Raw genomic sequence first — 15,321 nt, 5'->3', positions numbered from 1 at the left:
AGCAGGCGTTCTCGCTCATGGGTTTAGGTTGGCCGCTGGCGCGGCCAAAAAAATCACTATTGCCTATTGATTACGAGAAGGCTCATATGGGTTATATGATTTAGAAGTGATCATCGACTTTGAAGTCATATCTACGCTCAATGAATGCTATGAATTCGGCTATAGCCTTTTCGATAGCCTCAAGGATATGAATATACCCCTGCTGCGTCAGTGACCTATCTATTGCAAAATGGTGCACAATACCGTGTCTATACTGAATTATGTCTGCAATCCGATTCTCTAAGAAGGTCACTGAATTCCCGATTTTCTTCTTTTTATAAAGGATCTTTCTTACATCAATCCCCAGCCAATCTTTGTAGGCTTTGTTCAACTGATCAATGTTCTGAAATGTATAATTTCTTGCTATGACCCCCTCGACCGTTTCTTCTTTTCGCTCTACTTCAAGAAGAGTATCAAAATCGAGCTTCTGCCGATGGGACTCACGCTTCTCTAGTGCAAACTGGTCATACTTGATCAAAATCTGGAAAGCTTGTGAGAAAAAGTACTCAAACATAGCAACAGCAAATGGAACTAGGCCATTATATAAAACCCTACTGGGGTCTAATGTTTTGGTAAACTCAATAAAATCATCAACCTTTCCACCTTTTTGTTCAGGGAACTTCGCGGAGGGACCCGGTAGGGCGAACCGGACTGCTGATAACTCTCGTTGGACATGGTTATACGTTGCAGAAATTCCTCTGCTAACCGGGGTGCTATCATCCTCCCACAACGGTGCATAGCGATTGGTTCCGTAATCGCCTCTGATAATGCCGCCAAAGCGTTTCCGCGCTCCTCGGAGCACATCGTTTAGCATTTTTACGTCATGCCAACTAGCGCTATATAAGTTACGGACATGCAAAGCCCACTCGTTGCCAGTGACTTCCAACTCTTCACCCGAAACGGGGTAAATATCTGCTGAGACGCCATCTATTGACCGAAAATCTTCATAGTCAAACCAAGAATAGTTGAGAGTTCCTTTCGGCCAATCCCAAAAATGCTTACATTTCTTGAATCCTAGCCCTTCCAAATAGCCGTTCAGGTCAGTTCTGGTTGCCTTCTTTGGATATAAGGTTAGATCCCTTCCCATTTAGTACGATCCTCGATTCATATAACGCTAGCCAGCATGCGCGGCTACGGAATGGAGGCGAAGCCGCAATGTAGTAGACGTCGCCGCGCCTGGCCTTGTTATGCGGTTACCCTCAGTCAAGCACCGCGACCGTGACCAATCTGCAGTGACTATCGCATCTGCAATTTTGTTCTATCAGTTCGTTAATGCTCTGATTTACCGGTAGCTTCTTTCCATCCATTGACTTGCACCACGAACAATCTCGCTGATCCCGGCAGGCAACCACCTCATACTTTTTGAGCCCCATGCTTTTATAGTTCTGAATATTTTCGTCGTGGGACCGGGCAAAATTGGCCTTCATCGCAATAGATGACAAAACACTCTTGGGGTCGCTTTGAGCTCGACCCTTTTCATTTAAAACAGCAAGTAACTCATGGGTGATTTGTAGGCGAGGGTTTATTCCCAGCTCCTTTTTTTCATCTGCTGTGAGTTTGTTTCCCGTCTTGTTCAGATTGATCTCATTGTTGAGATGCTGAAGTATGACCTCTATCTGATCTTTGCGAATCAGATCGTTTTTCTCAACTTCTCGCAATAGATACTGGTCCGGGCCTTTCTGCTGACCCGAAATTTCCTTTGCGGGAGCTTTGCCGAAAAATCTCCGGATGAAAGTTAGCATCTTTGCTCCTCTTTTCTCGCATAACAGCTAGTTATACGAACGCGTTCGTATAACTCCGTCCTTTCTAATAAAAATCGGCGCCGCACACGGCACCCCGCCAACCACATTTGGAGTTATACGCCCTATCCCGACGAACTTATCCCTCAAGAAACCAGCACCCATATCAAAAGCTTACTAACAGTCACGCTTTTTCCCACAAAATTCCGAGAACCGCTTCCCAATCAACACACGATACACGAGGGTACAACCGTCGCTTTACCCCACCCCATTCAGAACCCCACCCAATCCCGCTATACTCCAAAGCCATCACCTCTCCACCCCGAGCTAAATCCCGTAAAGCCTTCAATGACCAACAAAACCACACTGCGGATTGCCACCCTTTCTCCGGTTCGCTCGCCCATCAGTGCCAACAGCGAACACCGCGCGGCCAAGGCGTTGCAGGGTGGTTCCGGTTGCGGTGGCAAGCGCTTGCTGCCGGCGGCAGACGCGCTTACGTCGTTCGATTGGCCATGGGCCAACGGCTACGGCACGCTGGCCCACGACAGTTTGCCGGTGTTCTTCCAGCCGTTTGATTGCTACGACATTGATCATTCGGCCGCTCGGGCGCGTTCGGAGAATCTGGCGCGCATTTGTGATGACTGGAACGGCGAAATCGACGCCTGCCAACTGTTTCTGTACGACGACACGGTGGCACTGCTGCGGTTGGATGTCATGATCCAGGTGGACGAGGCCACGCTGGCAACCTTGGTTGAATCCGGCCAGTTAGACCGCACCCTGTCGGATGCGGCAGGGGATGTTTACGGGGCGCTGATTTATCGGGCTTTTCAGACTTATTGCCGGGAGTTTTCGTCACGTTTTGGCAAGAGCAAAGCGGGCGATGAGCAACAACTGCGGGACCCGAACAAACTGACGGTTTTTAAAGATGTAGAATTCCGCGAAGCCACCGCCCCCGCCAGCCATGTGCTCTGGACCGGGCGCAGTATTGTGGCCAGCCCAGATGAGCTGGATCAGCCTGTGGGTGAGTTGTTACGCCAGTGGGCGTCTTACGCCGGTTCCCTCGACGATCTCAAACAGGCGCGCCACTATGTGGGCTCTGGCAACATTCTGGTGGTGGGTGACCAGCCGCAAGACTGCCGCGATGACTGGTTCCGGGGCTTGTCCATCTGCCAGCTCTACAACGCCATTTTGTTTATTTACGGCGCCATTCTGAAATCCAGTTATTCACAGCTCACCGATATGCTGGGCGCGAAGCGCACTCGTAACGGGGAGCTGAACCGGTTGATGGCGAACATTACCGTGAGCCTCGATCACCTCGAGTTCAGCCGGCTGGAGTTCAAAGAAGCGCGTGCCGGGGTGCAGGCCGACCGGGCCCGCATTGTGGAAGACACCTGCGCAGCCTGGCAGCTGGATACTCTGATCAGCAGCGCGCTGGAGCGTACGGATTTGATTCGTTCGCGCATTGCCCGACTGCTGGAAGCGCGCAAATCCCGTGTGGATAAAACCGTGGAGCTGATTCTGGCCGGCATCGGGGGCGTGGCACTGGTGGAGCTGTTTATCTCGCTGACCACTGCTTCCCGCAACCTGCCCCGAGACGATTTCCCCGGCATTCTGGATGTGTTCTTGTGGTTGCCGCCCAATGGGGCCATTGCGTTATCGTCTGCCTTGTTGGTGGCGATCTTCATCTATATTTATCTGGCCAAACGCTGATCCGCGAACAATAAGGTTGCAACCATGACAGACAATGCCCGTATCCGCTTTTTGGTGCTGTTCTCAATCAGCCCGGAGAAAATGGCCGAGGTTGGCGACTTTGTGGCGGGCCAGTTGTCGCGGCGGTTTGGTGGGGCCACGGTGCTGCATTCTTCCGACAGTGCGACTCTAACCGGGTTCTGGGCCGATGATGGTCAGGCGTTCAAAAACGCCTACGAAGGCGAAATTCACAAGGAGCCGGTGATCAGCCTGATGCTGTCGGTGCTGCCGGAAGATGAAGAAGAAGCCTACAGCCGGATAAAAGCCACGTTGGCACAGGCCGCCAAACGCTTTGAACTGGATTGCCGCCACGTGCATGTGGAAACCCTGCGCGCCTCGGCACGGCATTTTGATCTTCAGGCTGAGGCTTAATGCCGGCCTCCCCGCCGGCCCCATATTGTACCCAAGCCGGTGGGCTGCAATAATCCCCTGTCTGTTTGCGCCAAACCTCCGGCAATGTGCGCTGTGAATCGCGTTTATACACAGCACCGCCCGCATGGCGAACACATCCACTGCTAGAACATACGGTCCCGATCGCTATGCTGCTGATGATTGATAACTACGATTCCTTCACCTACAACATTGTCCAGTATCTGGCCGAGCTGGGTACCGAGGTTCAGGTGCACCGGAACGATGAGATCACCATTGAGGAAATCGAGGCGCTGAACCCGGAACGGCTGGTGATTTCCCCCGGCCCCTGCACCCCGAATGAAGCGGGCATTTCCATGGAAGCCATTCGCCATTTTGCCGGCAAGCTTCCGATTCTGGGCATTTGTCTGGGCCATCAGTCCATCGGGCAGGTGTTTGGCGGCGACACCATTCGCGCCGGGCGTGTGATGCACGGCAAGGTGTCCCCCGTTTACCACAAAGACACGGGCGTGTTCCGGGGTTTGAACAACCCGCTGCAGGCCACCCGTTACCACAGCTTGGTGATTGATCAGAACACTCTGCCGGATTGCCTGGAAGTGACCGCCTGGACCCGCAACGAAGACGGCTCCATCGAAGAGATCATGGGCGTGCGCCACAAGACGTTGCCGATTGAAGGCGTGCAGTTCCACCCCGAGTCGATCATGACTGAGCAAGGCCACGAATTGCTGCGCAACTTCCTCAAATCATAAGAAAGGACACCCACGCATGGATATGAAACAAGCCCTCGACCGCATTGCCGCCAATCTGGATTTGTCCCGTGAGGAAATGAAGGATGTGATGCGCATTGTCATGAACGGCGAAGCCACCGATGCGCAGGTGGGTGCCTTTCTGATGGGGTTGCGCCTGAAAAGCGAAACCATTGACGAGATTACCGGTGCCACCGAAGTCATGCGCGAGCTGGTCACCAAAGTTGAAATCAACGCTGAGCCTCTGGTGGATATTGTGGGTACCGGCGGCGATGGCGCTAACCTGTTCAACGTATCGTCTGCGGCCTCGTTCGTGGTGGCTGCCGCCGGCGGGTTTGTCGCCAAGCACGGCAACCGGGGCGTGTCGTCCAAGAGCGGCAGTGCCGATTTGATCGAGAAAGCCGGCGTGAATCTGACCATGTCACCAGAAGAGGTCGCTCGCTGCGTGGAACAAATCGGCGTCGGCTTTATGTTCGCCCCGTCTCACCACGGCGCCATGAAGCACGCCATTGGCCCCCGCAAAGAACTGGGTTGCCGCACCATCTTCAACATCCTCGGCCCCATGACCAACCCGGCGGGCGTGAAGCGCCAGCTGATCGGTGTGTTCACCAAAGCCCTGTGCCGCCCTATGGCGGAAGTGATGCAGCGTTTGGGTGCCGAGCACATTATGGTGGTGCACTCGAAAGACGGTCTGGATGAAATCAGTCTGGCCACCGAGACGTATGTGGCCGAACTGAAAGACGGTACCATCACCGAATACAGCATCACCCCGGAAGATCTGGGCATCAAGAGCCAGACCCTTGTGGGCCTGACTGTGGATTCCTCTGACGAATCCCTGAAGCTGATCCGCGCCGCCTTCGGTCGTCAGCACGACGAAACCACCGAGAAAGCCCGCGACATGATTGCTCTGAACGCCGGTGCGGCGATTTACATTGCCGGCCTGGCCAACACCCCACAGATGGGCGTTGAGATGGCGCTGGACGCCATGGGCTCTGGCCTGGCGGCCGGCAAGATGTCTGAGCTTGCCGATTTTTCCCACTGTTTCTGAGGCCGACATGACCAACAGGCACAATGATCGTACCCCCACCATTCTGCGCAAGATTGTTGACCGCAAATGGCAGGAAGTGGACGAGCGCAAACCGAAAGCTTCCATTGCGGACCTCAAGGCCATGGCGGGTGACCAGCCGCCGGCACGGGGCTTCGCCCATGCGCTGCGTTCGCGCATTGAGCAGCAACAAGCGGCGGTGATTGCCGAGATCAAGAAAGCCTCCCCCAGCAAAGGCATTCTGCGCGATCCGTTCGAGCCGGAGGCCATTGCCGAAAGCTACGAAAAAGGCGGTGCAGCCTGCTTGTCGGTCCTCACTGACCAAGATTTCTTCCAGGGCCACGAAGACTATCTGAAAGCGGCCCGAGCGGCCTGCAGCCTGCCGGTGATCCGCAAGGATTTCATGGTCGCGCCCTATCAGGTGTACGAAAGCCGCGCCATCGGTGCCGACTGTATTCTGCTGATTGCCGCCTGCCTGACCAAAGACCAGATGCAGGAACTGGAAGGCATTGCCCACGAGATCGGGCTGGACGTGCTGGTGGAAGTGCACAACGGCGAAGAGATGGACGATGCCCTGACCCTGAGCACGCCGCTGGTGGGCATCAATAACCGCAACCTGCACAACTTCGAGGTGTCGCTGGACACCACTTTCGACCTGTATCAGCGCATTGGTTCTGACCGTTTGGCCATTACCGAAAGCGGCATCATGACCCGCGCCGACGTGCAGGCGATGACCGAACGTGGCATTTACGGCTTCCTGATTGGTGAGTCGTTCATGCGCGCACCGGAACCCGGCGAGAAGCTGCAAGAACTGTTCAGCTGATTCATCCAGCCATGGAAGTGCCATGACCAGCCCCAGCTCAGAAGCCAACGACCCGATACTGGCCGGCCCTTATTGGCCGGCCTTTTTCCGCTATGCCCTGCCCTCGGTGGCCGGGCTTCTGGCGCTGACCACCGCCAGCATCGTGGATGGCATTTTCATCGGCAACTTTGCTGGGGCAGACGCGCTCGCGGCGCTGAACCTGCTGATTCCCTGGTTTACCTTAATGTTCGGGCTGGCGTTGGCTTTGGCCATTGGTGGCACGGTGCGGGCCGGTCGTTATTTGGGTGAAGGCAACCAGGCTGCCGCGTCTGCTATCTTCAGTAAATGCATGACAGCAACGCTGGCGCTGGCGTTAACCGGTGCGCTGGTCGGGCTGCTGTTTCACGAATCCATTTATCGATTGCTCGGGGCTTCCCCCAACGTCTTCCCGCTGATGTCCGAATACTATTTGGTAATCATCTGGGTGATAGTGGTGCAGCTGCTGACCATGGTGCTGTATTACTTTGTTCGGGTAGACGGTTTTCCCGGGCTGGCCACCACGGCGCTGGTGTTAGGTGCGGCTGCCAACATCGCACTGGATGCGTTACTGGTGGGGTATCTGGATTACGGCTTGCGCGGCGCTGCTATCGCCACCGGCATAGCCCAGGTGCTGCAGCTCTCGGTATTGGCGCTGTACTTTGCCAAACCCACGCGCAAGCTGGTGTTCCGGTTGCAGCAACAAAACTGGCGCGAAGTGCCCAAGGCCTTCGCCAATGGCGTGTCTGAGTGGATCAACGAGATGTCGGTGGGCTTGGTGATGCTGCTGATCAACTGGCTGCTGATGACCTCTCAGGGGCTGGCCGGTGTGGCTGCATTCACCGTGGTGAATTACCTGATTTTCCTCAGCCTGATGGTGTTTTACGGCATTGCCGACGCGATGCACGTGTTGATCAGCCACAATCTGGGCGCGGGTAACGCCGAGCGCATTCGCCGGTTCATGGGCTGCGGGGCCACGGTGATTCTGGCGCTGGCGCTGACGCTGGTGGGTGTTGTCTGGTTATTTGGCAACGACGTGGTTCGGCTGTTCCTCGACACCTCGGCAGACCCGGCCACGGCGCAGCTGGCTGATCAGTATCTGGCGATTCTCTGGCCGCTGTTTTTGGTGAACGGTATCAATGTGCTGCTGTCGGTGTACCTCACCGCCACCCACCAACCTTTGCCCTCAGCGGTGGTGGCCTTCTCCCGCAGTTTGGTGCTGCCGGCGTTGCTGCTGATGGGCATTGCCCGTTTCGCACCAGACTGGCCGCTGCTGTTGGCCTTGCCCATGGCCGAATGGCTGACCTTCGGGCTCGCGCTGGCGTTGTTTGTTCGTTTTCGGCCGCAGCGTTTGGTTATCTCCCCTGCGGCCTAGCGCCAAATGTAAAAGATGTAAATACATTTCAATTGAGGATAATTCTCATTTAGATTAACTCCAAATTCTGACTTTGGAGTTCGACATGGGACCGTCCGCCCGCGCGATTGCCGAACAGGCAAGCTTTCAGGCTTTTCTTCATGGTTATCTGCAGGAAATAGATCCCGGTCAGTGGCGTGAAAACACCCTCTCTGCACGCATGCCCAACCCGTGGACCTGCGAGCTGTCACTTGAAAGCCAGCGCTCCCGCCTTGCCATCGACATTGTGTATCGCTCTGATCTTGGCCGACATCGCTACGGCAAAGTGCGGCAATGGCAGAACGGCCGTTATTGCTGGGCCGAGATTGAACCCTTTCAGGCCATGTGCCTGCTGGTGCGGGAACTCTATGCCCGTTCTGCCGGCATGGTGCCGGAACTGCGCAAACTGCGGGAACTGGAACTGCTGCACCGGCTGACCGACAGCTACGGGGTGATGACCCGCTACGTAGCCAAACGCCGGCACGACCCGCGGCTTCATCAGAACTGTTTTCTTGAGGCCGAGCAATCCTTGCTGTTCGGCCACGCCAGCCACCCCACCCCAAAAAGCCGGCAGGGCATGCCGGAATGGCAGCAAGACGCTTACGCGCCGGAGCTGGCAAACCGGTTTCAGCTGCATTATTTCATGGTGCACGAATCCTGCGTGGACGAGGACTCAGCCACCGCATTGCCCGCCAGCACGATGGCGGAGTTTCTGATCAAGGGCGGCTACCCCTCATTAAACCTGCCCGACGATCACGTACTGATACCGACCCACCCGCTGCAGGCTCAGTGGTTGCTGCTTCAACCGGCCGTACAACAGGCCATTGAAGACGAAATCATTCATCCCCTCGGCGCGCTGGGGCCGGAGTTCTCCGCGACCTCTTCCGTGCGCACCTTGTACAGCGAGCAAGCAGACTGGATGCTGAAGTTCTCGATTCCGGTGAAGGTCACCAACTCTTTGCGCGTGAACAAGGTGCCGGAATTGCGGGCCGGCGTGGTGATGGCTCGGTTGATTCAACAAACCGGCTTTGCCGAGAGCGAGCCGGCGTTTCGCATCCTGCAAGACCCCGCCTACTTAACGGTGAATCTGCCCGGGCAGGCGGAAAGCGGGTTCGAGGTGATTTTTCGGGAAAACCCTTTCCTCAAGGGCCAGGATCACGGCGTGATCAGCCTTGCCGCGCTGACCCAAGACCCAATGCCCGGGCGCAATTCCCGGCTGCTGAGCCTGATCGAAGGCGTGGCGCTGAATGAAAACCGCAGCCTGGCGTCGGTCAGCCAGGATTGGTTTCAGCATTACCTCGCCTGCGCCATCGCACCCGCCCTGCGGCTTTACGACGAACACGGCATTGCGCTGGAAGCCCATCAACAGAATAGCCTGCTGGATATTCGCGGCGGCTATCCGGATGCCTATTACTACCGGGACAACCAAGGCTATTACCTGTCCGAGAGCCGGCGCGAATCCCTGACAGCGCTGTGCCCGGATGTGCGCCTTACGCCGGAGTTGTTCTATCGCGATGCGATGATTCGCGACCGTTTCTGTTACTACCTGATTGTGAACCAGCTGTTCTCGGTTATTGCCCGCTTTGGTGTAGACGGGCTGGTTTCAGAAGCCGTTCTGCTGCGCCAGCTGCGCGGCTTTTTGCAGTCGGAGCTTGCCCGCCTTGATGGCCCGGCCCGGCCGCTGGTGGCCATGTTGCTGGAAGACAGCTGCCTGCCCTACAAAGGCAACCTGCTGACCCGTGTGCACGATGTCGATGAGTTGAATGCCGAGCTGGAAATGGCGGTGTATACCAGCATCCCCAACCCGCTGTGTCGCCGTGTGCAATCGGTACTACCCAGCCAGCTACGCAAACAAGCCGTTGAGGTGCACCATGGCGCTGCGTAATCCGGTGACCGAGCCCGCTTTGGTGGCGGCACTTGCGGAAACCCCGCAGCAACGGGTGCTTCGACAACTGCTGGAAGCCTTGCTGTTTGAGGGCCTTGTGCCTTGCTACAAAACCGATTCCCACAGCGAAGGCTGGCAGTGGCTGAACTTTCCGGTAGGCACGTTGCAAGCCCGCTGCCGGGGCCGGGTGCGGGGCTTCAGCCGCGTGCGTTTGGACATCGACACCCTGAGCTTTTACCGCAATGAGCGGCCGGTAACGGTAGACCTGCCAGCGCTTGTTCAGGAGTTACCCGGTTCCCGTTCACAGCATCGGGTACTGCTGCAAGAACTGACCGCCACCATCGCGAACGAAGAACAGCTTCGCAACAGCCATCAAACCCGCCGGTTACACAGCCGGCGCTCGCTGCACGGCGAAGCGCTGGACCGGGCCATTCATGAAGGGCACCCCTACCACCCGTGTTTCAAAAGCCGGCTGGGCTTTGGCACCGACGATTTGATGCGCTACAGCCCGGAAACCAGCGCAAGTTTTCGACTGTATTGGGTGGCCGTACCCCGCCGGTATCTAGACAGCCAGCTGCCCGCGCCAGATCTGGCGTTCTGGCAGGCGGAGCTGGGCGAGGAACCCGCCTTTTTGCTGCGCGCAGCGTTTCATCGGGTGGGTATTGATTGGCAAGACTACGGCGCAGTGCCGATGCACCCCTGGCAATGGCAACACCTCAGTACCGGGCCGCTGGCCAAACAGCTTGAGGATTTCGCTATTCGTGATCTCGGGCCATTGGGCGACCGTTACCAGCCCAGCCAGTCCCTGCGCTCGCTGTTCAATACGAATCGCCCCGACAAGGCCAGCATCAAGCTACCACTGGGCATTCACAACACGTCTTCGCGCCGGCATCTGGAGCCGCATTCCGTGCCGTCGGCTCCCACCATCAGCCGCTGGCTGGAAAGGATTGTTGAATCAGACCCAAGGCTCTCGCGGGATTACCCGCTGCGGCTGTTGCCGGAATACGCCAGCCTGAGCTTTAGCGCGCAGCCCGGCACCCTGCCCGGGCAACACCCGCTTGAAGGCGAGCTGGCCGCCATCTGGCGCACCAGCCTCAGCGCCCGGTTGCACGAGGGCGAACAGGCGGTGCCGCTGAACGCGCTGTTTCAATGGCAGCCCGACGGCCAGCCGTTCATTGAGTCTTGGATCGAGCGGTACGGTCTTGAACCTTGGCTGAACGCCACACTTTCGGCACTGATTCTGCCGGTCTGGCACATGCTAGCCGCCCACGGCGTTGGTTTGGAAGCCCACGCGCAAAACAGCCTTCTGGTGATGCGAGAAGGCTGGCCCAACGCGCTCTTGCTGCGGGATTTTCACGACAGCGTGGAGTACGCCCGCAACTACCTGGCAGCCACCACGCCAGAGCCGAACTTGGGCGAACGCCAAGCCGGTTACGAGCAGGCGCCGGATGATCTCTATTACCGGATGACCGGCCCCGAAGCTCTGCGGGAGCTGGCTGTGGACACTCTGTTCATCTACAACCTGAGCGAACTGGCCCTGCTGCTCGAAGACGCTTACGGGTTTGCAGAAACCCGGTTCTGGGCACGGGTGCGCGCGCTGCTGGACCAATACGCCCAGCAACACCCCGAGCTTCAGCGCCGTCTATCGCGGCTTGGCTGGGATCAACCGCGGCTGAAAACCGAATCGTTATTAACCCGAAAACTGCAGCCGGACACCGGCACCCTGAGCCATTGGGTACCCAACCCCTTGGCGATCACTCCGACCGGCACCCCCACGCCTTTCACAGATCACCAGCAAGCGAGGTTATCGTGACCACACCTTTGTTTTACGTTGATAACACCCCATACAGCCAGGACGATTGCGACCGTATTGTGGCGCCACTGGCTGGCTCCGGCCCGTTTCAAGACCCGGCCAACTGCCGCTTGGCGGTGTGCCTGCAAGACACCGCCCACTGGCTGGCCTTATGCCTTTGGCTGAAACCGCTGGGGGCCAGCGTGCTGCCCATTCATCCCGGCACACCCCGGCAAGCGGCAAAAACACTGGCCATCGACACCGGCTGTAGCCATTTCCTGTTCGGTGACAATCTGCGCGATGCCGTTCCCGAAGCCCTTGAAGCCGCGAACAATCCGCTCCAGAGCGACGGAGGCGAGTTGATTCAACTCAGCTCCGGCACCACCGGTAAACCGAAAACCATTACCCGCTCCTGGCGGGATATCGACCGGGAACTGACCGCTTACGTTGACCACTTCACCGAAGCCCAGCCACTCACGCCGGTGGTGGCCTGCCCGGTTACCCATTCCTACGGTTTGATCTGTGGCGTGTTAGCAGCACTGGAGCGGGGCGCCACCCCGCATGTGGTGACCAACTTAAACCCTCGGTTCATTTTGTCACGGCTGCGCTCGGTGCCGGAACATCTGCTTTACGCTTCCCCAACACTGGTCAGTTTATTGATCCGGATACTGCCGCCCAGCGAGACGCTGCATACCGTGATGCTGTCCGGCGCGCCTTTGCCTGCCCCGGTATTGAATCAGCTTCGGGACCGATGCCAACGACTATGCCAGCAATACGGTTGCTCGGAAGCTGGTTGTGTTGCGCTCACGGCGAACGTAACGGAGCCCGACTTGCTGGGCACGCCCCTGCCCCATGTCTCACTGGATGCGGGCACCTCCGCAGAGCAGCCCGACGAAGTGCTGATTACCATCAAAGGCAGTGGCCAGCTTATTAATACCCGGGATTTGGGTTATTTCGACGCCCACGGCCAACTGCACTTTCTGGCGCGCACCGACGACACCATTAACGTGGCGGGGATCAACGTTTACCCCGGCGCGGTGGAAGACGTGTACCTAAGCTACCCGGGTATTCGCGAAGCGGTGGCCTACAAACAAGCCGACAGCTTTGCCGGTGAGCGGGTGTGCCTGCGTTTCGTGGCCGATGCCGAACTGGATATCGATCAGCTGAAACAGTGGAGCCGTGAACACTTGTCGCCTCACCAGGTGCCCGCGGTCATCGAGCAAGCGGAAACCATTCCGCGCCTGCCTAACGGCAAGGTCAGCCGACGGCTGCTGAGCGAAGCGCCCGCCAATACCCTTGCCGAGGAGGTGCCCGCATGAGCGCCAACCGCCACGCTGCCATCAAAGCGGTTGTTCAGCAGCACTTACCCAACGCCCGGCTATCGGCATTCAATGGCAGTGCCCGCTTGAATGCCGATCTGGCCATCGATTCCATCATGCTGCTGCAGCTGATTGTGCATCTGGAGTTGGAACACGGCTTCAATCTGCCGGAAGAAACTCTGCTAACGCAGGAGCTTGAAACCGTGGACGATCTGGCCCGGCTGCTGGTCGCCAACGACCACAAGGAGCCGTCGCTGTGATCAAGGTGCACTGTTTTGTCAGTTGCGTGTGCGAAATCATCAAACGCACACCCGGGGTGGACCACCGCCCGTTTTACTTTGGCGTTTGGGATGCCGATTTTTCGGTGAACGATCAAATGGAGCTTTCATACCATTCGCCCCACACCCGCCATAACGAATTCCGCAATTGGTACAAATTGCTGTACGGCATCAGCATTGAGCCCTGGTACGACCATGAGGCCGACAAGGAATCCAACATTCAGACGCTGGTCTCGCTGGTGGAAAACCGGCCCTCGGACCGGCAAGTGATGGTGATGCTCGACTTGTACCGGCTGCCCGAACGGGAAAACAAGTTTCACCAGAATCCGTTTCCGCACTATGTGATGCTGGAAACCACCGACAACCCGGACGAATGGTTCATGTCTGACCCGGATTTCCGCTGGGAAGGGATTTTGCCACAAGCCCGGATTCTGGAGTCGGTGCGTTCTCCGGCCGCTGCAGGCGGTTTCTATTTTGATGGCCTGAACATTCGCCATACGCCGGCAGAAACCGTGGCCGCTTATTTCGCGCAATGCATGAAGACCGACCACAACCCGTTCACCGATGCCCTGCGGCGCATTCTTCGTGCCCATACCGGGCCAGACGCCAGTCAACCGCTGGCGCACCTGCCCCATGCCTTCCGGGAAATTCCGGTGATGGCGATTCGCAAGTACGCCTATGAACACGCCTTCGCCTGGCTGCTGGAAGACCAGGGTAAACAAGCGGAAGGCGCGCCCTGGTTTGAAGCGATGTGTGAAGACATCGAGCGGCTGGTGAAAACCTACACCCAGATCCAGTTCCGGGCCTTGAAGCTGGTGATGTCTGGCAACAACACCCTGCTGGCCAGCGTTGAGCAACTGTTGGATGAACAAGATGAGCGGGAATTTGCGATCAAAACCAGTTTGCTGAGGTTATTCGACGACTGGCAGCGTTACCGCAACATCGATGTGCCACAAGCCGCTACCGACCAAGCCCCACTGGAGGTGCTGTGATGATCCGTTTTCACCTGTGTACCATCTCGTTCCGGCACCATCTGGTGTCGTTACCGGAGTTGGCCGACTGGGCCAAACGCAACGGCTTTGATGGTATTGAACTCTGGGCCGTGCACGCGCGCCACCTGGACCGGCAGCCCGCCTTGGATGGCCATTGGATAGAACGCCAGGGACTATGCATCCCCATGGTCAGCGATTATCTGCCGCTGGATGGCAGTGAAGCGGAAGCACTGCGCAAAACCCGCGAGGCCTGTCAGTTGGCCAAACGCTGGCACGCAAACAAGGTGCGTACCTTTGCCGGGCCCTTAGGCAGCGACGAGATTTCACCCAGCCAGCGCCGGGCGATGACCCGGCGGTTAAACACACTGACCCGATGCGTGGCCGATGAAGGCTTGTCGCTGATGCTGGAAACCCACCCTGGCACAATGGCCGACACCGTGGGTTCCACCCTCGAACTGCTGAGCGACATTGACCACTCGGCCTTAGGGATCAACTTTGACGTGCTGCACGTTTGGGAATCCGGTGCCAACCCGCTGGTTGCCCTGAAGCAGCTGGCGCCCTGGGTCCACCATTGCCACTTCAAGAATATTCAACAACACAGCCAGCTTGGCGTGTTTGCGCCTGCAAACGTGTATTCGCCGGCGGGTACGCGTGAAGGTATGGTGCCGGTCCTGGAGGGAGCGTGTGACTACCGGCCCATTCTGGCAGAACTGGGCGCCTGGCAATCAGAAGGCATCACTTTGGACGTGTCTTTGGAATGGTTCGGAGCAGACAGCTACCGGGTTCTGAACAGCGATCTCCGCCAGCTACGCAAGGTGCTGGCAGAGCAATGCACTCAGCCTCAGGCGGTCGCGGGGTTCCACTGAACCTCGGCCACCTCATCGCCAGCAAAACGGATGAGGTGGGACGCCACTACCCGCCCCAGTTCTTCCAGTTCTTCCACCGTGGGAGACTGGCATTCCAAGCCCAGCGCTCCGTTCAGGGTGCTCAACCGGCATTCTCCGATGGAGAAAGTCAGTAAGCCGTTGGTTTCGGTCCACTCGGCTTCGATCTTGTGGCTGAAATGCTTGCACAAGCGGTTGATCAAACGGCCGGGGTTGACGGTGGATACTTGCGCGCTCATAAACGGCATAACAA

Annotated in this window: 15 protein-coding genes; 12 read left to right on the top strand and 3 right to left on the bottom strand. The window is 57.4% G+C overall.

The window, feature by feature from the left end; translation table 11 throughout:
* Positions 1–100 precede the first annotated feature (100 nt).
* Both MWU64_RS06465 and MWU64_RS06460 read right to left on the bottom strand, forming a co-directional pair.
* Positions 101–1,126 (bottom strand): hypothetical protein, encoded by a 1,026-nt coding sequence (locus MWU64_RS06465; RefSeq protein WP_247062676.1) that lies wholly within the window; start codon positions 1,124–1,126, stop codon positions 101–103.
* 112 nt (positions 1,127–1,238) lie between these two features.
* Positions 1,239–1,781 (bottom strand): hypothetical protein, encoded by a 543-nt coding sequence (locus MWU64_RS06460; protein WP_247062667.1) that lies wholly within the window; start codon positions 1,779–1,781, stop codon positions 1,239–1,241.
* Between the two features lie 345 nt (positions 1,782–2,126).
* Between MWU64_RS06460 and MWU64_RS06455 the strand changes: the two genes are divergently transcribed.
* The 12 genes from MWU64_RS06455 to MWU64_RS06400 all read left to right on the top strand — a co-directional run bounded on the left by MWU64_RS06455 (position 2,127) and on the right by MWU64_RS06400 (position 15,050).
* Positions 2,127–3,488 (top strand): hypothetical protein, encoded by a 1,362-nt coding sequence (locus MWU64_RS06455; protein ID WP_247062665.1) that lies wholly within the window; start codon positions 2,127–2,129, stop codon positions 3,486–3,488.
* 24 nt (positions 3,489–3,512) lie between these two features.
* Positions 3,513–3,899: a hypothetical protein gene (locus MWU64_RS06450; RefSeq protein ID WP_247062663.1), complete on the top strand. Its 387-nt coding sequence runs from the start codon at positions 3,513–3,515 to the stop codon at positions 3,897–3,899.
* 167 nt (positions 3,900–4,066) lie between these two features.
* A complete protein-coding gene (locus tag MWU64_RS06445) occupies positions 4,067–4,645 on the top strand; it encodes an aminodeoxychorismate/anthranilate synthase component II (protein ID WP_114335463.1) in 579 nt (192 codons plus the stop codon).
* A 16-nt stretch (positions 4,646–4,661) separates the two neighbouring features.
* Positions 4,662–5,690, top strand: a complete 1,029-nt coding sequence (gene trpD, locus MWU64_RS06440) for an anthranilate phosphoribosyltransferase (protein WP_247062661.1) — start codon at positions 4,662–4,664, stop codon at positions 5,688–5,690.
* Between the two features lie 7 nt (positions 5,691–5,697).
* Entirely contained in the window at positions 5,698–6,510 is an 813-nt protein-coding gene (gene trpC / locus MWU64_RS06435; RefSeq protein WP_247062659.1) for an indole-3-glycerol phosphate synthase TrpC, read from the top strand.
* A 22-nt stretch (positions 6,511–6,532) separates the two neighbouring features.
* Positions 6,533–7,900, top strand: coding sequence for an MATE family efflux transporter (locus MWU64_RS06430; protein ID WP_247062658.1), 1,368 nt, complete (start codon positions 6,533–6,535; stop codon positions 7,898–7,900).
* 85 nt (positions 7,901–7,985) lie between these two features.
* Positions 7,986–9,803: an IucA/IucC family protein gene (locus MWU64_RS06425; RefSeq protein WP_247062657.1), complete on the top strand. Its 1,818-nt coding sequence runs from the start codon at positions 7,986–7,988 to the stop codon at positions 9,801–9,803.
* Positions 9,790–11,616, top strand: coding sequence for an IucA/IucC family protein (locus MWU64_RS06420; protein WP_247062656.1), 1,827 nt, complete (start codon positions 9,790–9,792; stop codon positions 11,614–11,616). Before MWU64_RS06425 ends, MWU64_RS06420 begins: the two co-directional genes overlap by 14 nt.
* Positions 11,613–12,914, top strand: a complete 1,302-nt coding sequence (locus tag MWU64_RS06415; RefSeq protein ID WP_247062655.1) for an AMP-binding protein — start codon at positions 11,613–11,615, stop codon at positions 12,912–12,914. The genes MWU64_RS06420 and MWU64_RS06415 overlap by 4 nt, the downstream gene beginning before the upstream one ends.
* Positions 12,911–13,174, top strand: coding sequence for a phosphopantetheine-binding protein (locus tag MWU64_RS06410; RefSeq protein WP_247062654.1), 264 nt, complete (start codon positions 12,911–12,913; stop codon positions 13,172–13,174). Before MWU64_RS06415 ends, MWU64_RS06410 begins: the two co-directional genes overlap by 4 nt.
* Positions 13,171–14,184: a DUF6005 family protein gene (locus tag MWU64_RS06405; RefSeq protein ID WP_247062653.1), complete on the top strand. Its 1,014-nt coding sequence runs from the start codon at positions 13,171–13,173 to the stop codon at positions 14,182–14,184. The genes MWU64_RS06410 and MWU64_RS06405 overlap by 4 nt, the downstream gene beginning before the upstream one ends.
* Entirely contained in the window at positions 14,184–15,050 is an 867-nt protein-coding gene (locus tag MWU64_RS06400; RefSeq protein WP_247062652.1) for a sugar phosphate isomerase/epimerase, read from the top strand. The genes MWU64_RS06405 and MWU64_RS06400 overlap by 1 nt, the downstream gene beginning before the upstream one ends.
* Here MWU64_RS06400 and MWU64_RS06395 read toward each other — a convergent pair.
* Positions 15,026–15,316, bottom strand: coding sequence for a DUF2218 domain-containing protein (locus tag MWU64_RS06395; RefSeq protein WP_247062651.1), 291 nt, complete (start codon positions 15,314–15,316; stop codon positions 15,026–15,028). The genes MWU64_RS06400 and MWU64_RS06395 overlap by 25 nt on opposite strands.
* Positions 15,317–15,321 lie beyond the last annotated feature (5 nt).

This window comes from Marinobacter sp. S0848L (assembly GCF_023016065.1).
GTDB lineage: Bacteria > Pseudomonadota > Gammaproteobacteria > Pseudomonadales > Oleiphilaceae > Marinobacter.
This window is presented reverse-complemented; position numbering and strand designations above follow the sequence as displayed.